The following is an 18,134-nucleotide window of genomic DNA, read 5'->3' as shown; positions in this document are numbered from 1 at the left end:
GATCCCGGGTCGCCCACGGGTCGATCCGTAATTCGTTTGCCGCCCTCCCGCGCCCCGGTCTACGGTTCATACCGACCAAGTCGTCGTCTGATCGGAGAAGGACGTTGCTCGTCTGAGGTTGCGAGACACCGCGCCGCGCGTGCCCCCTGTGCCGCGTGTGCCGTTCTCGACCTCGGCGTACGAGCCGTTCTTACGACAGACAGCCCGCGCCTCGGTGTCTCCACGCGTCGCATCACGTCACGCCTGCGCTCACGCATCCGGGAGGCCTCCATGGCGCATCACCCCACGTTCATCACCTGCACCTCACTCTCCTTCTCCTGGCCCGACGGCACCGAGGTCCTCGACGACTTCCGGCTCACGGTCGGCCCCGGCCGCACCGGGCTCGTCGGGGTCAACGGCTCCGGCAAGTCCACGCTCCTGAGGCTGATCGCCGGCGAACTGACCCCGGCCTCCGGCACGGTCCAGGTGACCGGCGAGCTCGGCTACCTGCCCCAGAACCTGGTTCTGGACACGTCCCGGCGGGTGGACGGCATCCTCGGCATCGCCGCGAAGCGGGCCGCCCTGCACGCCATCGAGGCGGGCGACCCGGCGGAGGAGCACTTCACCGCCCTCGCCGACGACTGGGACGTGGAGGAGCGGGCCCGTGCCACCCTCGACCAGCTCGGGCTCGGCGCCGTCGGTCTCGACCGGACCGTCGGCGAGGTGTCGGGCGGCGAGTCCGTCCTGCTGCGCCTGGCCGCGCTGCTGCTGGCCCGGCCCGACGTCCTGCTCCTCGACGAGCCGACCAACAATCTGGACCGGCACGCCCGCGCGCGGCTGTACGAGGCGGTGGAGAACTGGTCCGGTGTCCTGGTCGTGGTCAGCCACGACCGTGAACTCCTGGAGCGCGTCGACCAGATCGCCGATCTGCGGGACGGTTCCGTCGCCTGGTACGGCGGCGCCTGGTCCGACTACGAGGCGGCGCTCGCCGCCGAACAGGACGCGGCGGAGCGGATGGTACGCGTCGCCGAGGCGGACGTTCAGCGACAGAAACGCGAACTCGCCGAATCCCAGATGAAGTTGGCCCGCCGGAAGCGGTACGGGCAGAAGAGCTTCGAGAACAAGGTCGTTCCGAAGATCGTCGCGAACAACCGCAGGAGCGAGGCCCAGGTCTCGGCGGGCAAGCACCGGGCGCTGCACACGGAGCGCCTCTCGGACGCCCGGGAGCGACTCGACGCGGCCGTGGAGGCGGTGCGGGACGACGACGAGATCCGCGTCGAGCTGCCGCGCACGTCCGTGCCGCCGGGCCGCGAGGTGCTGTTCCTGCGGAACCTGGAGCTGCGGTACGGGGCCCGGGTGGCCGGCGAGTTCGAGTTGCGCGGTCCGGAGCGGATCGCGCTGGTCGGCAGGAACGGCGCCGGGAAGACGACGCTGCTGCGGACGATCGCCGGGGAGCTCGAGCCGCTGGCGGGCGAGACGGAGGCGCGGGTGCCGCTCCGCTTCCTGCCACAGCGGCTCGATGCCCTCGACGACGCGCTGAGTGTGGTGGAGAACGTGGCCCGGTTCGCGCCCACGGCGACGGGGAACGCGATCAGGGCACGGCTCGCACGGTTTCTGTTCCGGGGTGCGCGGGCGGATCAGCCCGTCGGCACCCTCTCGGGCGGAGAGCGGTTCCGGGCGACGCTCGCGGCGCTGCTCCTCGCGGAGCCGGCTCCACAGCTGCTGATGCTGGACGAGCCGACGAACAACCTGGACATGGCATCGGTACGGAAGCTGACGGCGGCCCTCGACGCGTACGAGGGGGCGCTGATCGTGGCGAGCCACGACGTGACGTTCCTGGAGTCGCTCGGGATCACCCGTTGGCTGCTGCTCGACGGTGAGCTGCGGCCGACGACGGAGGAGGAGGTACGGGGGACGGCGCCGAGCCCTCGATAGGACTGGATCAGGCCCCGGCCGCGGCCCCGGCCATGATCGGCGGGACACCCCCTAGCGGTGGAGTAACGCCCAGGATTTCGTGCCGCCGCCGGGGGTGAGGACGGGGGCGAGTCCCCAGTCCCCTCCGTGCGCGTCGACCGCCGCGGCCAGCAGCCACATGCTGCGGCTGCGGCGGTCGCGGCATCCCTCGGCCTCGGTGGGTGAGTTGTGGGCCGGATGCTGGTCGTACAACACGATCCGGAGCGCCTCGTACTGCCATCGGACGCGCAGGATCATCTCCCGGTCGGGGGTGAACCGGTAGGCGGCGGCGACGAGTTCGGAGGCGGCGAGGGCGGCGGTCTCACCGAGGTCGTCGAGGCCGTGCCGGTCGAGGAGTGACTCGATCGACCGGCGCGCGAGTCCGGCACAGTAGGCGCCTCCTGGGAGGAGCATCGAGTAGCTGAGGTTCTCCGTGGCGGGAGGTATGGGCCCGGCCGCGACGGCGGACGGGAGGCAACGCAGGGCGCCCTTCATCGGGTTGCTCACATTTCCTGTGCATGGGGGTGCATGGGGGTCCCTCCACACGGTCGGTAGCCCCGTGTGAGACTGGCGCTACCGACCGTAGCGCACAAGCGGAGCACAGTGCTACTACTTGCGGGTACTTGTGCCATTCCGGCCATAACGGCGTCACGTGACGAAGGGGAGAGCGAGCGTGCCACCCAGGAGCAGCCCGACCGCGCGACAGCAGCGACTCGGGAGCGAGCTGCGCAGACTGCGCGAACAATCGGGGATGTCGGCCCAGCAGGCCGCCGCCCTCCTGGGCGTCGACCGCACCCGCATCCCGAACATCGAGTCGGGCCGCTTCGGCATCAGCGCCGAGCGCGTCCGCACCCTCGCCTTCAACTACGGCTGCCCGGACACCGGACTCGTCGACCTCCTCGCCGCCATGGCCCACGAGCGGGACCGCGGCTGGTGGGAGGAGCACCGCGGGCTGCTGCCGCCCGCGCTCATCGACATCGCGGAACTGGAGTACCACGCCCGGGAGTTGCACACCGCCGTCACCACACACATCCCGGGCCTCCTGCAGACCGAGGAGCACGCGCGGGCCGTCTTCGACACCGCCGTCCCCCCACTGCCGGGACCCGACCTGGAGGCCCGGCTCGCCCTCCGGCTCCGCCGCCAGGAAGTCCTCGACCGGGACCGGCCCGTCCCGTACGAGGCGGTGATCCACGAGGCGGCACTGCGCATGCAGTTCGGCGGACCGAAGGTCGCCAGGGAGCAACTGGAGCACATCCTGGCGCACTCCGAGCTGGACACGGTGTCCGTGCGCGTCATCCCCTTCACCGCGGGGGGTTTCCCCGGAGCGGGCCAGTCGTTCACCTATGTGGCCGCGCCCGTGGCACAGCTCGACACCGTGCAGCTCGACTCCTCCCACGGTTCCCTCCTCCTCGATGCCGACATGCAACTGCGCCGATACCGAGGCCTGTTGGACCGACTGCGCGCGCTCGCCCTGTCCACGGAAGACTCACGCGCGTTCGTCCGCACCGTCGCCCAGGAACTGTGAAGGACCCCCACGCCATGAACCTCACGACCTCCACCGCCCTCACCCCTGCCGCCGCCGGCGCCCCCGTCGCACCCCGGTCCGCCAACCCCACCGTCGAGATCGACTGGGACGAGGCCTTCTGCAGCGAGGGCGCCAACTGCTTCCGATTCGGCCTCGACGACACGGGCCGGGCCTACATCGGCTCGACCCTGACCCCCGGCGCGTACGTCAGCGACTCGGTGGAGGCGCTGCGGGCGCTGATCTCCGCGGTGAAGGCCGGCGCTGCCGACCACCTGCTCTGACCGGACGACCGGCCTCCGCTCCCACCGGAGCGCCATCCGCTTCGGGCGCCGACCGACTGCACCGAGCCGCCGGGTATCTGCTCTGCGTAGTCGGCCGCACGACCGTCGAACAGCCATCAGGACGTGACCTGCGTCTCCGGCACCCCACCAGAGCAGCGCACATAACGGAACGTAACCGGACATCGCCAGGACGGGCTTGGCCGACGCCTTACGGAGCCTTAACCTACGGTCTCGTAACCTACGAATCCGTAGGTATGCCCGTATGCCCTCCTCCGTCCCCAGGAGTCCCCGTGACGCTCACCTCTCCCCACCTCGGCAGCTCGACAGGGTGGACCGATGCGCGGCTGCTCTACGCGCTGGAAGAGGTCGTGGAGAAGGAGCTCAACCGGCACCTCAAGGTCACCAAGGACTGGATGCCGCACGAGTACGTCCCGTGGTCCGACGCCCGTAACTTCCCCGGCTTCTTCGAGGACGGGGAGGCCTGGGACCCGGCGCAGTCCAAGGTGACCGAGATCGGCAAGATCGCGCTCGTCGTCAACCTGCTCACCGAGGACAACCTCCCCAGCTACCACCACGAGATCGCCAGCCTCTTCGGCCGCGACGGCGCCTGGGGCACCTGGGTGCACCGCTGGACCGCCGAGGAGGGCAGGCACGGCATCGTGATGCGCGACTACCTGCTCGCCTCGCGCGCCGTCGACCCGGACAAGCTGGAGCAGTTCCGGATGGCGCACATGAGCGAGGGCTTCGAGTCCGACAACCGCCACTCGATGCTGCACTCCGTGGCCTACGTCGCGTTCCAGGAGCTCGCCACCCGCATCTCGCACCGCAACACCGGCCACCAGTCCGGCGACCCCGTCTGCGACCGGATGCTGGCCCGTATCGCCACCGACGAGAACCTGCACATGGTCTTCTACCGCAACCTGCTCGGCGCGGCCTTCGAGATGGCTCCCGACCTGACCATGCAGGCCGTGCGGGACGTCGTGGTCAACTTCCGGATGCCCGGACACGGCATGCCCGGCTTCGAGCGGGCGGCGGCGCAGATGGCGATCGGCGAGATCTACAACATGCGCATCCACCACGACGACGTCATCCAGCCGGTCCTGCGCTTCCTCAAGGTCCTCCAGATCGAAGGCCTCGGGCCGGAGGGGCTGCAGGCACAGGAGGAGCTGGGTCTGTACTTGAACGGTCTGGACTCCGAGGCGAGCAAGTTCGACGAGAAGCTCGCCGCCCGCAAGGCCCGCATGGCCGCGCGCGCGGCCGGCTGAGCGACGGACCGGGCAACCGGCCGGACGACCGAACGGACGACCGGCTGAGCGACCCTCCGGTCGCGAGCGACGACACGAGACGGGCGCGGCAGGCTGTGATCAGCTGCCGCGCCCGTCCTGCTGCGCCCCCGGACCCCTCGTACCCCCGCGCCGAGGCGTCCGCGCGCCCGCTCAACCCGCTCGGCGCTTGAGGCGGAACCGCTCCTTCTCGGAGAGCCCGCCCCACACGCCGAACCGCTCGTCGTTGCTCAGCGCGTACTCCAGGCACGCCACCCGCCCCTCGCAGGCGCCGCACAGCTGCTTGGCCTCGCGGGTGGAGGAGCCGGGCGCCGGGAAGAAGAACTCCGGTCCGGCCTGGGCGCACAGAGCGGTCTCCTGCCAGGACATGTCGGGCTCCGGTGCGGTCAGTACGGTCGTGTCGGTCTGCATGCCGTAGACACTGCCGGAGGGGCGTAAACGGGCCATCAACGTTCGATCAATGCGGCGCGCCGAAAGGGTTTGTCACGAGGCCGGACGCTCACCGAAGACGCTCCGGAGCCCGGTGGCGACGCCCGCCCCTTCGACGCGCCGGTCGTCTCCGTCCATGACGGGCGGGCCGCCTTCTTCGGCGGCTCCGGCGAGGATCAGGACCGGCTCCGACCTCAGCGAGCGACACCCAACGCCGGGAGGACCGTTTCGGCGACCCGGTACGCCTCCTCCAGGAGCGGGTTCCCGGACAGGATGAACGTGTCCACGCCCAGGTCCTGATACTCCTTGAGCCGCTCCACGACCTGGGCCGTGGAGCCGACCAGCGCCGTTCCCGGGCCGGGCCGGAACAGGCCCATGCCGGGCCACAGGTTCGGGTACGTCTCCAGTTCACGCGCCCTGGCCGGCACCTTGCCGCCGTGTTGGCGGAACTGGCGCTGCCAGCCCACACCGTCCTCCCCCGCCCGCTCACCGAGCTGCCGCGCGTACGTCGCCTCGCTGGTGACGTCAAGGAGGCGGTCGGCCGCCGCCCAGGCCTCGTCCTCGGTGTCACGGACGATGAGGTGGAGGCGCAGGCCGATGCGGAGGGTACGGCCGTGGGCGGCGGCCCGGGCCCTGACGTGGTCGAGCTTCTCCTTCAGCAGGTGCGGAGGCTCGCCCCAGGTGAGGTACACGTCGACGTGCTCGGCCGCCATCTCGACGCCGGGCGCCGAGGACCCGCCGAACCAGAGCGGGACGTGCGGCTCCTGGACGGGCCGAAGATCGCGGAACGAGGCGCCGGCGCCCTTGAGTTCGTAGAAGCGGCCCTTGTGGTCGAAGACCTCGCCCGCCGTGAGCCGCTTCACGATCGACCAGTACTCGGCGCTCAGTTCGTACCGCTCGTCGTGCTCGACGTGGAGCCCGTACTCGCGCAGGGACGCGGTCGATCCGTTGACCACGTTGAAGCGGAGCCGCCCACCGAACAGGTTGTCGAAACTCAGCGCCATCTTGGCGAGCAGGGTCGGCGCGATCAGACCCGGGTGGACGGCGAGCAGGGGCTTGAACCGGGTGCTCGTGGCGGCCGCGAGCGCCGACCCGAGCGGCCACACGTCGTAGAGGTCGGTCGCGAGCAACGCACCGCTGTAGCCGAGGCGTTCGACGGTCCCGGCGAGCTGCGTGAGATAGCCGAGATCGACGGGGCGGCGGCCCGCCGGCTCCCACGGATAGGCGCCTTCGCGCGGGATGATGTACCAGAGGACTTCGGGTGCCGGGGAGGTCATGAGGGTCAGGCCTTCCGGGGCAGGGCGTCGGCGACGGTGATCGCGCGGTCGATGAATCCGGTGCGGTGGAAGATGTCCGCCGCCTGCTGCTGCTCGGCGACGAACTCCTCGCCGACCTCCTCGATCGTCCAGGGCAGGGCGCGCAGCGCGGTCTCCCAGTCGTCGACCGTGCCGCCCTGGTCGGCGGCGGCGATCTCGGCGGCCTCGCGCGAGTGCGCGGCGGCCCAGGCGTCGGCCCGCCGGAGCGCCCGGGTGAGCGCCTCGACCACCTCGGGCCGCTGCTCGGCGAGGTCGCGGCGGGTGAAGAAGACGGACCGGTCGGTGATGACCTCGCCGGTACGAACCAGGGTGCGCAGGCCGCCGGTGCGTCGCGCGGCGGCGAGCTCGGCGCCCTGGGCGACCCAGGCGGTGATCGCGCCGGTACGGAGCTTCTCCTCGCTGTCCGAGCCGGCGCGCACGGGGGTGATGTCGGTGGCGTACGAGAGGCCCGCGTCGTCCAGGGCCTTGGCCACGAGATGGGTCTGCCAGGAGCCGATGGCCAGGTGGACGGTGCCGCCCTTGAGGTCGGCGACGGTGTGGACCGGACTGTCCTCGGGGACGAGGAGGGCGCCGTGGTCGGGACGGGGCGCCGAAACGGCGGTGTAGACGATGTCGTGGCCCGCGGCCTGTGCGGTGACGGGCGGGGTGGACCCGGTGCCGCCGAAGTCGATGGTGCCGTCGGCGAGATGGGCGCCGGTGCGGACGCCGTCGGTGTACGGGTGCCAGGTCACGGTCTCGCCGAGCGCGGCCAGCTCCTCCTCGGCATAACCGAGCCGGGAGAGGTGGTAGAGGGAGGGGTTGCTGCGGTGGACACCGATGACGACGCTCATGCGGACGCTCCTTCGAGAGGGACGGATGCGGGGGTGGATTCGGGGGCGGGATCGGCGGCGGGACCAGGACTGGGCTCGGGGGCCGGTTCGGGGCTGGGCTCGGTGGCGGATTCGGGAGATTCCTCGGGAGCGTGGACGCCGAGATCGGCGAGGAGGCGGCGGCGCAGGGCGACGAAGGCCGGGTCGCCCGGGTCGCGGGGGCGGGCCACGGTGACGGGCTCGTCGGTGACCAGCCGGCCGTCGCGCAGGACCGCGACCCGGTCGGCGAGGCGTACGGCCTCGTCGACGTCGTGCGTCACGAGCAGCACGGCCGGGCGATGGATCCGGCGCAGCTCGCCGACCAGGTCCTGCATCCGGAGCCGTGTCAGAGCGTCGAGCGCGGCGAACGGCTCGTCGAGGAGCAGGAGTTCGGGCTCGCGGACCAGGGCCCGGGCGAGGGCGACCCGCTGGGCCTCGCCGCCGGAGAGCGTGGCCGGCCAGGCGTCGGCGTGACGTTCGAGACCGACCTCGGCGAGGGCCCGCAGACCGGTCGCCCGGGTCGCGGCGCCGCGCGGGAGACCGACGGTCACATTGGCGAGGACCTTCTTGGAGGGGATGAGCCGGGGTTCCTGGAAGACGACGGTGCGGGCCTCGGGGACGAGGGCCTCTCCCCCGTCGGCGCCGTCGAGGGCGCCGAGGATGCGGAGCAGCGTCGTCTTTCCGCTGCCGCTCGCACCGAGAAGGGCGAGGAACTCGCCGCGAGCGAGAGTCAGTTCGAGACCGTCGAGGACGGGTCGGGTACCGAAGACCCGACGCAGACCTCGCACGCGTACCGCCGCCGGAGGGGACGTCGTGGACGTGGTCATCGGGCTCCTCCCCCGGGGCCGGCCGTGCGCCAGGGCATGAGGACCCGCTCCAGGCCGCGGACGAGGACGTCGGCGGTGAGGCCGAGCAGACCGTAGACGAGGATGCAGACGGCGAGGATGTCGGTACGGGCGTAGCTCTGGGCCTGGGACATCAGATAGCCGATGCCTTCGGTGGCGTTGATCTCCTCGGCGGCGATGAGCGCGATGACACTCAGCGTCATGGAGAGCCGCAGCCCGGCGAGGAGCGAGGGCAGGGCGCCGGGGAGGACGACCTGGCGGACGATCGCGAGCCGGCCGAGCCCGAAGCTGCGCATGGCCTCGACGAGCTTGCGGTCGGTGTTGCGGACGCCCCCGCTGGTGGAGACGTACATCGGGAAAGTGGTCGCGACCGCGATGAGCAGGATCTTCGCGGTCTCGTTGATCCCGAACCAGACCATGAAGAGCGGGACGAGGGAGAGGAAGGGGATGGTGCGGAGGGTCTGGAGCGAGGAGTCGAGCAGCTCGTCACCGAGCCGGGTGAAGCCGGTGGTGATGCCGAGGGTGAGTCCGGCGGCGAGACCGATGACGAGCCCGATCCCCGAGCGGGTGAGGGAGGTGGCGAGCGCGTCGGACAGCTGCCCGTTGCCCCACAACTCCGCTACCGCGTCGATCACTTGGGAGGGTGACGCAAGCACGTCGGGAGTGAGGAGCCCGGTGGCCGAGGAGGTCCACCAGAGGGCGAGGAGGGCGACCGGCCCGAGGGTGCGGACGGTGAGGGAGTACGTACGGGAGCGAGGACGGCGAACCTGGGGGCGGGGGGTGACGAGTCCGGCGGTGCCGTCGTCCGCCGGTGCCGCCTTCGTGGGCGCGGAGGCGGACGCGGGGGCCGGCTCGGAGGCGGTGGCCGGCTCGCTGACGGACGCGGGGGCCGGCTCCGCGACGGTGGTCGGCTCGGAGGCGGTGGCGGTCATGACAGCTTCTCGATGTCGAGGAGATGGTCGGCGATGTCGACCTTGTGCGGAGTGACCTTCTGGTCGGCGTAGAACTGCGCGACGGTCTCGAAGCGCCTGATGTCCTCGGGCCTGATCGGGTCGACGGTGCCGGCCTTGCCGGTGAAGGAGATCTGGACCTCCCTGGCCTTGCCGTTGACGGCGGTGGGGCCCGCGTCGGTGAAGACGTTGAGATAGGCGGCCGGGTCTCGCTTCTCCTTCGCGCTGTTGTCGTGGAGGTAGGCGTAGAGCGCCTTGACGACCTCGGGGTGGTCCTTGGCGAAACCCGAACGGACTGCGTTGAGGCTGTAGTTGTCGGAACCGATGGCGGTCCCGTCGGCGACGAAGCGGGCCTTGCCCGCGCCGATCTCGGCGACGGCGTAGGTGGACCAGACGGCCCAGGCGTCGACCTGCCCGGCGTTGAAGACGGCGGCGGTCTGGTCGGGGCGCAGATAGACCCGTTCGACCTTGTCGGCGGGGACACCCGCCTTGGCGAGGGCCTTGAGGAGCAGGTACTCGCCGGTGCCGCCCTTGTTGACGGCGACCTTGCGGCCGACGAGGTCCTCGACCGAGTCGATGTCCGAGCCCTCGCGGACGAGGATGCCCTCGCCGACGGGGTCGGGGGCCGTTGCGGTGAAGAAGGCGAAGCCGGGGCTCTGGGAGAGGGAGGTGATGCCGGAGGTGATCGAGCCGGTCGCGATGTCGAGCCGGCCGGCGTTCATCGCCTGGGCGGCGGGCGCGAAGGGACCGGCGCTGCCGGTCCACGCCACCTTGGCTCCGACCGCGGCGAGAGCCCTGTCGAGGCTGCCGTCCTGCTTGCCACGGGCGAGGACGCCGGCGTTCCCGGGGTCCGGGATCCGGATGGTGACGGCGCCCTTCGCACCACCGCCGCCCTGGCCGGCGGCCGAGTCCGTGGCGGGGCTGCCGCCGCAGGCGCTGAGAGTGGCGAGTGCGGCGACGGCCGCGAGAGCCGCGCGAGCGGCGGGCGGGGTGACTGGGCGCATGACGGTCGTCCTTCGGAAGATTCGGAAGATTCGGGAGGGCGGCGGGAGCGGGGTTACGGAGCGGCGGGTTGAGGCGCGGCGGGTTACGGAATCGGCTGCGGGGACGGCTCCGCCCGGGCGGCGGCCGCCAGCTGCCGGGCCCGTCGTAGGGGCTCCGGGTCTGCCCAGGTGTGTACGTCCACGACCTCCGGCAGGAAGCCGTGGGCACGCAGGGCCACCTCCTGCCGGGCGAGCAGATCGAGCCGGGTGTCGGACAGGTCCGGGTGGAGGGTGCGATGGATGCCGGGCCGGTAGGCCCCCGCGACGCCCTCGGCACCCGCACCGGTCTCGGCGCCGAGGATCCGGGCGACCTCGGCCGGCTCGTCGGCGGCCCAGTCGGCGGCGCGGAGCAGCACGGCGAGGAATCGGGCCACGAGCTCGGGGTGTTCGTCCAGAAGGTCCTGGTGCACGGTGAGGGGACGGGGGGTGCCGTTGTTGACGCGGTGCGCGGGGTCGGGGAGCGCGTCCAGCTCCACGGCCACCTCGGCCCCGGCGCGGCGGGCCGCCTCGACGGCGAGTGCGCCCTTCACGTAGACGGCGTCGACCTCGCCCCGGCGCAGGGCGTCCAGCTCGGCGGCCCACTGGCCCCGATGGCCGTCGGCGGGTACGTCGACGAGGACCGCGTCGCCGAGTCCGTACCCGGCGGAGGCGAGGACCCCCTCGAAGCCTCGCAGGGCCATCGCCCGCCAGAAGTCGATGGGGACGGAGTGCCGGGGCAGGGCGAGCCGCAGGCTGTGCAGGGCGGCGGCTCCGCGCACCGGGGAGCCGGGAGCGACGAGCACGACCTGACGCTCCTCGATCCAGGTGAGCCCGACGAGCCGGGTCCGCTCGCCGCGCGAACGGGCCCACAGGGCGGGCACGTTGCCGCCCTCACGGAAGAGTCCGGGAAGGGCGTGGGTGAAGTGGGTGGCACGGTCGGCGCCGGGCTCGGCGTCCTGGAGGGAGCGGACGGCGATGCCGTCGGGCGCGAACTCCCGGTCCAGCCAGCCGCGATCGGCGGCGACACCGGTGGCGGTGGGCACGGGGCAGCGGGTGAACCAGAGCGTGTCGGGAACGCGGGCATGCGTCATGGAGGGCTTCCCGGGGTGAGGTGGGACGGCGGGGGCGGCGACGCCGGTCGCGTCGGGATGTCGAGCGACGGCGAAGGCGCGGCCGGGGTGAAGGTGACAGAGAACTGACGGCGAAGTGGCTGCGCTGGTCGGGTCGATGGGCACGCGACGGGAACGTGGACGGTCTCGCGAGGAGGCGACTCTCGGCCGGAGGCGCCTCTCGCGGTGAGACCGGTTCTCACATCGGGCAGACGTCGGCCCACCGGCCGAGACGTTCTCTGCAAGGGACTCCGCCGACGAAATCCGACGAGGTTCGGCAAGGTTCGGCAAGGTCCGACGAGGTCAGCCCTGCGACACGTCAGCGACAGCCGGCCCCTGCGACGCGCTCCAGGTCGATGTGGCGGCGTCGGGTGAGGACGAGCGGCACGGGAGAGGCGGTGGGCGCACATCGCCGGGTACGTCGTGCGGTACGTCGTGCGTTCATGGCTGGCCCTGCTCCCTCCGGCTCGGTGCCGCTGTGGTGGCTTGGCCGGAACCCTGCCACGGAAGTTCCGCCGCCGACAACTTGCCTCCCACGATGTGGGATTGCGTATGAACGGCGTGTTTCCGACCTCGCCCGAACCCCGATGCGGCTCCCGCGATGTGGGAGCGTGGGAGCCCGATCACCCACGGGGAGCGAACCCTATGACGACCGAGGCCGGCACCGTCCGACCCCCGGCGGGCGCCCAGGCGGTCCGCCGCGCACTGGATGTGCTGCACTGTTTCCACGACAACGGGCCCGACCTGAGCGCCTCCGACCTCGCGCGGCGGCTCGGGCTCTCCACGTCCACCGCACACCGGCTCGCCCGGACCCTGCTCGGCGCGGGGTTCCTGGAGCAGGACGCCCGGACCGCCCGTTACCGGCTCGGCCCGGCGATGACGGAGCTGGGACGGCTCTCGTACCACCAGCGGGGACTGCACCTGGCGGCTCCCGAGCTCTCCGATCTCGCCGAACGGACCGGCGCCACGGCCGATTTGGCCCTGCGCAGCGGCCCGCACGTGGTGATCGTGGCGGGTGGCTCGGTGACCCCGAAGGTGGGTCTGCGCCGGCCCCTGCACTCGACGGCGCTCGGAAAGGTGTTGCTCGCGTGGCCCCGCGCGGGCGAGGCCGGCCCGCGCTCCCTGCCGCCGCTGTACGCGTTCACCGAGCGGACCATCGTCGAACCTCCGGCCCTTGCTGCGGAGTTGGCACGCGTACGGGAGGCCGGGTACGCCCTCAACGACGGGGAGTCGGCCCATGGGGTGCGGACCGTGGCCGTGCCGGTCCTGGAGCGGGCGGGGCACGCGCGTTTCGCGCTCGCGGTCCGGGCGACCCCGGAGCTGATCACCGACGCCCGGCTCGACTGGTACCTGGCGCAGGCGCGGGCCTGCGCTCGCGCCCTGGAGGTCCTGCTGCTCGCCCCGGCGGAGCGACGGGATCCCGGCGAACGGACCGGGTAGCCTCCGCCCGCCTCCCCGTCAGTCCGCGTCCTCCGCCGCGCCCCCGTCCGATGTCTTCGTCGCCTCCGTCTCCTCCGCCGGCTTCTTCTTCGCCCGGCTGGGCTGCACCCGCTTCGGTTCGCCCGGCATCTTCGGGTACTCCGGCGGGTACGGCAGGTCACCGAGGCCGTGCTCCGCCTCGTCCCGCCGAGCCAGTTCGAGCAGGGACTCCAGGCTGAACCGCTCGTCGTCCATGTCGGCGTGGACGTCGCCCACCTCGGCGTACCGGACCGGCATCGTCCTGATGTCGAAGTCCTGCGGCACGGCGTCGTCGACCTCCTCCCACCGCAGCGGCGCCGACACGGGTGCGTGCGGTCGCGGGCGTACGGAGTAGGCGGAGGCGATCGTGCGGTCCCGGGCCGTCTGGTTGTAGTCGACGAAGATCCGCTCGCCGCGCTCCTCCTTCCACCACTTGATGGTGACCTGCTCCGGCATCCGCCGCTCCAGCTCCCGGCCGCAGGCGATGGCCGCCCGCCTGACCTGCGTGAACGTCCAGTTGGGCAGGATCGGGACGAAGACGTGGATGCCGCGTCCGCCGGAGGTCTTCGGCCAGCCGCGCAGTCCGTGTTCGTCGAGGACGGCCCGCAGTTCGTGGGCGGCGCGGACGGCGTCGGCGTAGTGGGTACCGGGCTGCGGGTCGAGGTCGATGCGGAGTTCGTCGGGGTGGTCGGTGTCGTCCCGCCGTACCGGCCACGGGTGGAAGGTGACGGCGCCGAGGTTGGCGGCCCAGAGCACGGCCGCCGGTTCGGTGGGGCACATCTCGTCCGCCGACCGGCCGCTGGGGAAGGTGATGTGGGCGGTCGGGATCCAGTCGGGCAGGTACTTCGGGGCGCGTTTCTGGAAGAACGACTCGCCGGTCACCCCGTCGGGGTAGCGCTCCAGGGTGGTGGGGCGGTTGCGCAGGGCGCGCGTGATTCCGTCGCCGACGGTCAGGTAGTAGCTGACCATGTCGAGCTTGGTGTAGCCGGGTTCGGGGAAGTACACCTTGTCCGGGTTGGACACGCGTACGGTCCGGTCGCCGACTTCCAGTTCCACCGCTGCCGCCTTGCCTGCCATGCCGGTCAGCCTAGGGCTCGCCGACAAGTCCCGCATACCGGACAATCGCCTCATGGATCTTCCGGTGATGCCGCCCGTGAAACCGATGCTCGCCAAGTCGGTCAAGCGGATCCCGTCCGGGATGCAGTACGAGGCGAAGTGGGACGGCTTCCGCGCGATCGTGCACCGCGACGGGCCGGAGCTCGTCATCGGCAGCCGTACCGGCAAGCCCCTCACGCGCTACTTCCCCGAGCTGGTCGAGGCGCTCGCGGCCCGGCTGCCGGAGCGCTGCGTGGTCGACGGCGAGATCGTCATCGAGCACGACGGGCATCTCGACTTCGACCGGCTCAGCGAGCGGATCCATCCGGCCGACTCCCGGGTTCGCATGCTGGCCGCGACGACCCCGGCCCTGTTCGTCGCCTTCGACCTGCTCGCCCTCGGGGACGACTCGCTGCTCGACACCCCGCTGAGCGAGCGCCGGGAGGCCCTGGAGCGGATGCTCGCCGGAGTCGACGCGCCGGTCCATCTGGCCCCGGCGACCCGCGACGCCGAGCTGGCCGCGCGCTGGTTCGAGCAGTACGAGGGCGCGGGCCTCGACGGGGTGATCGCCAAGCCGCTCGATCTGCCGTACCGGCCCGACGCCCGCCTCATGTACAAGATCAAGCACGAGCGGACGGCAGATGTCGTGGTGGCCGGCTACCGCTTCCACAAGAGCGGACCGGTGGTCGGCTCGCTGTTGCTCGGCCTGTACGACGACAAGGGCGCCCTGCAGCACGTCGGCGTGTGCGCGGCCTTCACCGCGCAGCGGCGGGCCGAGCTGATCGAGGAGCTGGAACCGCTCCGGATGGATCCGCCGGACGGGCACCCGTGGGCGGCATGGGCGGAGGAGGCGGCGCACGCGGGGGCGCGGCTGCCGGGTGCGCCGAGCCGCTGGTCGGGGAAGAAGGACCTGTCGTGGGTGGCGCTGCGGCCCGAGCGGGTCTGCGAGGTCGGCTACGACCACATGGAGGGCGACCGCTTCCGCCACACGGCCCAGTTCAAGCGGTGGCGTCCGGACCGGGCGCCGGAGTCCTGCGGGTACGGGCAGCTGGACGAGCCCGTCTCGTACGAGCTGTCCGAGATCTTGACCTAGGGGGTGTCCGGTGGCTCGGGGCCGAACGCGCCGCGGCCCCGGGCCTGATCCGTCGGACAGATCCTGAAGGCCGGCGCCGGCCGGCGCCGCCGTCCGGAATCCGCCAATCCGCAGAGTGAGATGCTTCACACTCCGCCGGAGCCCGAACGGGCCCAACACCCATTTATCGACCATGCGTTCGCCGTACATACGGGCGATACACAGGGAGCGTGCGCATTCCCGCGGCGGCCACCCGCGCCCGTACCTGCGAGAACGCCTCCGTCCGCCCCCGGCGCCCTTACCCGCTTCCCCGCTCCGGTACACGCGCGCCCCGCCGGAGGGCCGCCGCGTCGTTGCCCCACCGCGACATCGCCGTGCCGGAACCTGTACGGCGATCCGGTACGTATGGAGAGCAGACCCTTCCGTACGCCTCCCGGACCCACTAGGACTGACCCGTGATCACCTCGCCCTCGCGCCTCGTACCCGTCCCGATCCCCGACCGTGTGGCCGCGCTGATCGGCTCCTGCCTGCCGCTGCACGTCCTTCAGGCCGAGATCGACGCGGACTGCGCGGCGCGCGAGGTGTACCGCTTCCGGGGGCCGCTCTGCGCGGAGGACCGGGCGGACCGCGAGCACGCCCTCGCCGCGCTCGCACGGGCCAACAAGATCCTCGCCAAGCACCACCCCAAACTGCCCGTCATGCCCTGACGGGTCCGGCCCTGTCACGCCCTGGCGGGCCCTGCCTCTTCACCCCTGACGGGTCCGGTCCGTCACGCCCCGGCCGGTCCGCCCGTTCGGCCGTCCCCCGCATGCACCCGGTCGGGGCCGGTGTGACGCTGCGAGAGTGACCACGACCAGCGACGCAGCGCCCGCGCCCTCGGCCGCCACCGAGCCACCCGTGCTCGACAGCCGCCGCCGCAACATCGTCTTCGGCACGATCATGCTGGGTGTCCTCCTCGCCGCCCTCGACCAGACGATCGTCGGCACCGCACTGCCCACGATCGTGTCGGACCTCGGCGGCGCCGCCCACATGTCGTGGGTGGTCACCTCGTACCTGCTCGCCGAGACGGTCGCGACCGTCCTCGTCGGCAAGTTCGGCGATCTCTTCGGCCGCAAGGTGATCTTCCAGATCTCGGCGGTCGTCTTCATCACCGGCTCGTTCCTCTGCGGACTCGCCACGAACATGACGCTGCTGATCGTCTGGCGCGGCCTCCAGGGCATCGGCGCGGGCGGCCTCATGGTCACCTCGATGGCGCTCATCGCCGATGTGATCCCGCTGCGTGAACGCGGCAAGTACCAGGGCGCGATCGGGGCCGTGTTCGGTGTCTCCACCGTCATCGGCCCGCTGCTCGGCGGTCTGTTCACCGACCATCTCAGCTGGCGCTGGGCGTTCTACGTCAACGTGCCCATCGCGATCCTGGTCGTGATCGCCGCCGCCCGCACGATCCCCTCCGTACGGTCGGCGAGCAAGCCGATCATCGACTACGCCGGCATCGCGCTGGTCGCCGCCGGTTCCAGCGCCCTGATCCTGGCGACCAGTTGGGGCGGCAACGAGTACGCCTGGACGTCCGGGGTCATCATCGGCCTCTTCGCCGGCGGCGTCATCGCCCTCGCCCTGTTCTGCTGGGTGGAGACCCGCGCCGCCGAACCCATGCTGCCCATGAGGCTGTTCGGCAATCCGGTCTTCACCGTCTGCTCCGTGCTGAGCTTCGTCGTCGGCTTCGCCATGCTCGGCGCGATGACCTTCCTGCCGACCTACCTCCAGTACGTGGACGGGGACTCGGCCACCGTCTCCGGCATCCGCACTCTCCCCATGGTCGTCGGCCTGCTCATCGCGTCCATCTTCAGCGGCAACGTGGTCAGCAAGACGGGCCACTACCGGATCTTCCCGATCGTCGGCTGTCTGGTGATGGGGCTCGGGCTCTACCTGCTGTCGCTCATGGAGCCGGGCACCAGCACCTGGCTCGCGTCGCTGTACATGTTCGTGCTCGGCGTCGGCATCGGCCTGTGCATGCAGGTCCTCACCATCGCCGTGCAGAACACGGTCGACTACGCCGACCTGGGCACCGCCACCTCCGGCGTCACCTTCTTCCGTACGCTCGGCAGCTCCTTCGGCACCGCCGTCTTCGGCACGATCTACGTCAACTCCCTCAAGCCCAACCTCGCGGCCGGGGTCGCCGAGGCCGCGGCCGTCGCCGAGAGCCTCGGCGTGGACCCGGCAGGGCTCGCGCAGGCCGCGCAGAGCCCGGCCGGGGTGCACGGCCTGCCGGACCAGGTGGCGGAGCCGATCGTCAACGCCTACGCCGACACCCTGCACACCGTCTTCCTCTGGACGGTGCCGGTCGCCGCCGTCGGCTTCGTCGTCGCGCTCTTCCTCAAGCAGGTGACACTCCGCGACTCGGCGCGCGCCGCCGCACCCGACATGGGCGAGGGCTTCGCCTCCCCCACCATGTCGGGCGACTCGGCGAAGCTCCTGGAGCTGTCCGTGGGCCGGATCCTGCGCCGTATCGACCGTGACACGGCCCGGCGGATCGTCGACACCTCCGACACCCGGCTCGACATGGCCGGGGCGTGGGCGGTGATGCAGGTCGAGTTGTTCACGCGGACGGTCGGGCACGCGAGCCTGGGTCTGATCTCGGCGGGCCGGCGGGTCCCGCCCGAGGTGCTGCTGCCGGTCTTCGAGCGGATGGTCGACGAGGGCTTCCTGACCCGCGACGGCAGCCTGCTCTCCCACACCCCGGCGGGCAAACGCGAGGCGGATGTCATCACGCACGCGTGGGGCGACTGGCTCTCCGACCGGATCGAGCAGGAGAGTGGCCGCCCCAGCGGTCCCCAACTGCGGGTCGCGACGGACGCCATCGCCAAGAAGATCGTCGCCGAGGACCTGGCGAACGGCCTCCCGGCGGCACGGCCGAAGGTCTCGGCGGGGGTCAGCTGACCCGGCTTTCCTCTACGTGGTGACGCGCCCCT

The 18,134-nt window shown here is 71.6% G+C and carries 18 protein-coding genes; 8 read left to right on the top strand and 10 right to left on the bottom strand.

What is annotated here, in order from left to right:
* Nucleotides 1-270 precede the first annotated feature (270 nt).
* Entirely contained in the window at nucleotides 271-1,914 is a 1,644-nt protein-coding gene (locus tag OG462_RS35250) for an ABC-F family ATP-binding cassette domain-containing protein (protein ID WP_406064063.1), read from the top strand.
* A gap of 51 nt (nucleotides 1,915-1,965) precedes the next feature.
* Here the strand turns inward: OG462_RS35250 and OG462_RS35245 are convergent, their stop codons facing one another.
* Nucleotides 1,966-2,439, bottom strand: coding sequence for an ATP-binding protein (locus OG462_RS35245; protein ID WP_406064061.1), 474 nt, complete (start codon nucleotides 2,437-2,439; stop codon nucleotides 1,966-1,968).
* A 166-nt stretch (nucleotides 2,440-2,605) separates the two neighbouring features.
* Between OG462_RS35245 and OG462_RS35240 the strand changes: the two genes are divergently transcribed.
* The 3 genes from OG462_RS35240 (at nucleotide 2,606) to OG462_RS35230 (ending at nucleotide 5,003) form a co-directional block, all read left to right on the top strand.
* Nucleotides 2,606-3,457: a helix-turn-helix domain-containing protein gene (locus OG462_RS35240; protein ID WP_406064059.1), complete on the top strand. Its 852-nt coding sequence runs from the start codon at nucleotides 2,606-2,608 to the stop codon at nucleotides 3,455-3,457.
* Between the two features lie 14 nt (nucleotides 3,458-3,471).
* Nucleotides 3,472-3,738, top strand: coding sequence for a hypothetical protein (locus tag OG462_RS35235; protein ID WP_406064057.1), 267 nt, complete (start codon nucleotides 3,472-3,474; stop codon nucleotides 3,736-3,738).
* Nucleotides 3,739-4,028: 290 nt separating this feature from the next.
* Nucleotides 4,029-5,003 carry an acyl-ACP desaturase gene (locus OG462_RS35230; protein ID WP_406064055.1) on the top strand — a complete coding sequence of 325 codons (975 nt, stop codon included), beginning with the start codon at nucleotides 4,029-4,031 and terminating at the stop codon, nucleotides 5,001-5,003.
* Nucleotides 5,004-5,174: 171 nt separating this feature from the next.
* On the opposite strand, the gene OG462_RS35225 is transcribed toward OG462_RS35230, so the two are convergent.
* From OG462_RS35225 to OG462_RS35190, 8 genes are all read right to left on the bottom strand, one after another.
* Nucleotides 5,175-5,432 carry a WhiB family transcriptional regulator gene (locus OG462_RS35225; RefSeq protein ID WP_406064054.1) on the bottom strand — a complete coding sequence of 86 codons (258 nt, stop codon included), beginning with the start codon at nucleotides 5,430-5,432 and terminating at the stop codon, nucleotides 5,175-5,177.
* Nucleotides 5,433-5,644: 212 nt separating this feature from the next.
* Nucleotides 5,645-6,727, bottom strand: a complete 1,083-nt coding sequence (locus OG462_RS35220; RefSeq protein ID WP_406064052.1) for an LLM class flavin-dependent oxidoreductase — start codon at nucleotides 6,725-6,727, stop codon at nucleotides 5,645-5,647.
* A 5-nt stretch (nucleotides 6,728-6,732) separates the two neighbouring features.
* Nucleotides 6,733-7,596, bottom strand: coding sequence for an ABC transporter substrate-binding protein (locus tag OG462_RS35215; RefSeq protein ID WP_406064050.1), 864 nt, complete (start codon nucleotides 7,594-7,596; stop codon nucleotides 6,733-6,735).
* Entirely contained in the window at nucleotides 7,593-8,441 is an 849-nt protein-coding gene (locus OG462_RS35210) for an ABC transporter ATP-binding protein (RefSeq protein ID WP_406064049.1), read from the bottom strand. The genes OG462_RS35215 and OG462_RS35210 overlap by 4 nt, the downstream gene beginning before the upstream one ends.
* Complete coding sequence (locus OG462_RS35205; RefSeq protein ID WP_406064047.1) at nucleotides 8,438-9,391, bottom strand: ABC transporter permease subunit; 954 nt, start codon at nucleotides 9,389-9,391, stop codon at nucleotides 8,438-8,440. Before OG462_RS35205 ends, OG462_RS35210 begins: the two co-directional genes overlap by 4 nt.
* On the bottom strand, nucleotides 9,388-10,413 hold the full coding sequence (locus OG462_RS35200; RefSeq protein ID WP_406064045.1) for an ABC transporter substrate-binding protein: 1,026 nt from the start codon (nucleotides 10,411-10,413) through the stop codon (nucleotides 9,388-9,390). Before OG462_RS35200 ends, OG462_RS35205 begins: the two co-directional genes overlap by 4 nt.
* Nucleotides 10,414-10,496: 83 nt before the next feature.
* Nucleotides 10,497-11,522 carry an ABC transporter substrate-binding protein gene (locus tag OG462_RS35195; RefSeq protein ID WP_406064043.1) on the bottom strand — a complete coding sequence of 342 codons (1,026 nt, stop codon included), beginning with the start codon at nucleotides 11,520-11,522 and terminating at the stop codon, nucleotides 10,497-10,499.
* A gap of 337 nt (nucleotides 11,523-11,859) precedes the next feature.
* The gene (locus tag OG462_RS35190; protein ID WP_406064041.1) at nucleotides 11,860-11,985 is read right to left on the bottom strand and encodes a putative leader peptide; all 126 of its coding nucleotides are present in this window, start codon (nucleotides 11,983-11,985) and stop codon (nucleotides 11,860-11,862) included.
* Between the two features lie 200 nt (nucleotides 11,986-12,185).
* Here OG462_RS35190 and OG462_RS35185 point away from each other — a divergent pair, with 200 nt between their 5' ends.
* The gene (locus OG462_RS35185; RefSeq protein WP_406064039.1) at nucleotides 12,186-12,980 is read left to right on the top strand and encodes an IclR family transcriptional regulator; all 795 of its coding nucleotides are present in this window, start codon (nucleotides 12,186-12,188) and stop codon (nucleotides 12,978-12,980) included.
* Nucleotides 12,981-12,998: 18 nt separating this feature from the next.
* Here OG462_RS35185 and ligD read toward each other — a convergent pair whose 3' ends face one another.
* On the bottom strand, nucleotides 12,999-14,075 hold the full coding sequence (ligD, locus tag OG462_RS35180; RefSeq protein ID WP_406064037.1) for a non-homologous end-joining DNA ligase: 1,077 nt from the start codon (nucleotides 14,073-14,075) through the stop codon (nucleotides 12,999-13,001).
* A 52-nt stretch (nucleotides 14,076-14,127) separates the two neighbouring features.
* Here ligD and OG462_RS35175 point away from each other — a divergent pair, with 52 nt between their 5' ends.
* The 3 genes from OG462_RS35175 to OG462_RS35165 all read left to right on the top strand — a co-directional run bounded on the left by OG462_RS35175 (nucleotide 14,128) and on the right by OG462_RS35165 (nucleotide 18,102).
* A complete protein-coding gene (locus tag OG462_RS35175; RefSeq protein WP_406064035.1) occupies nucleotides 14,128-15,186 on the top strand; it encodes an ATP-dependent DNA ligase in 1,059 nt (352 codons plus the stop codon).
* Nucleotides 15,187-15,620: 434 nt separating this feature from the next.
* The gene (locus OG462_RS35170) at nucleotides 15,621-15,872 is read left to right on the top strand and encodes a hypothetical protein (protein WP_406064032.1); all 252 of its coding nucleotides are present in this window, start codon (nucleotides 15,621-15,623) and stop codon (nucleotides 15,870-15,872) included.
* Nucleotides 15,873-16,008: 136 nt separating this feature from the next.
* Nucleotides 16,009-18,102: an MDR family MFS transporter gene (locus tag OG462_RS35165; protein WP_406064030.1), complete on the top strand. Its 2,094-nt coding sequence runs from the start codon at nucleotides 16,009-16,011 to the stop codon at nucleotides 18,100-18,102.
* Nucleotides 18,103-18,134 lie beyond the last annotated feature (32 nt).

It is taken from the genome of Streptomyces sp. NBC_01077 (genome assembly GCF_045162855.1).
Taxonomy (GTDB): domain Bacteria; phylum Actinomycetota; class Actinomycetes; order Streptomycetales; family Streptomycetaceae; genus Streptomyces.
Note: the sequence above shows the minus strand (reverse complement) of the source record. Positions and strands in the feature narration are given on the sequence as shown.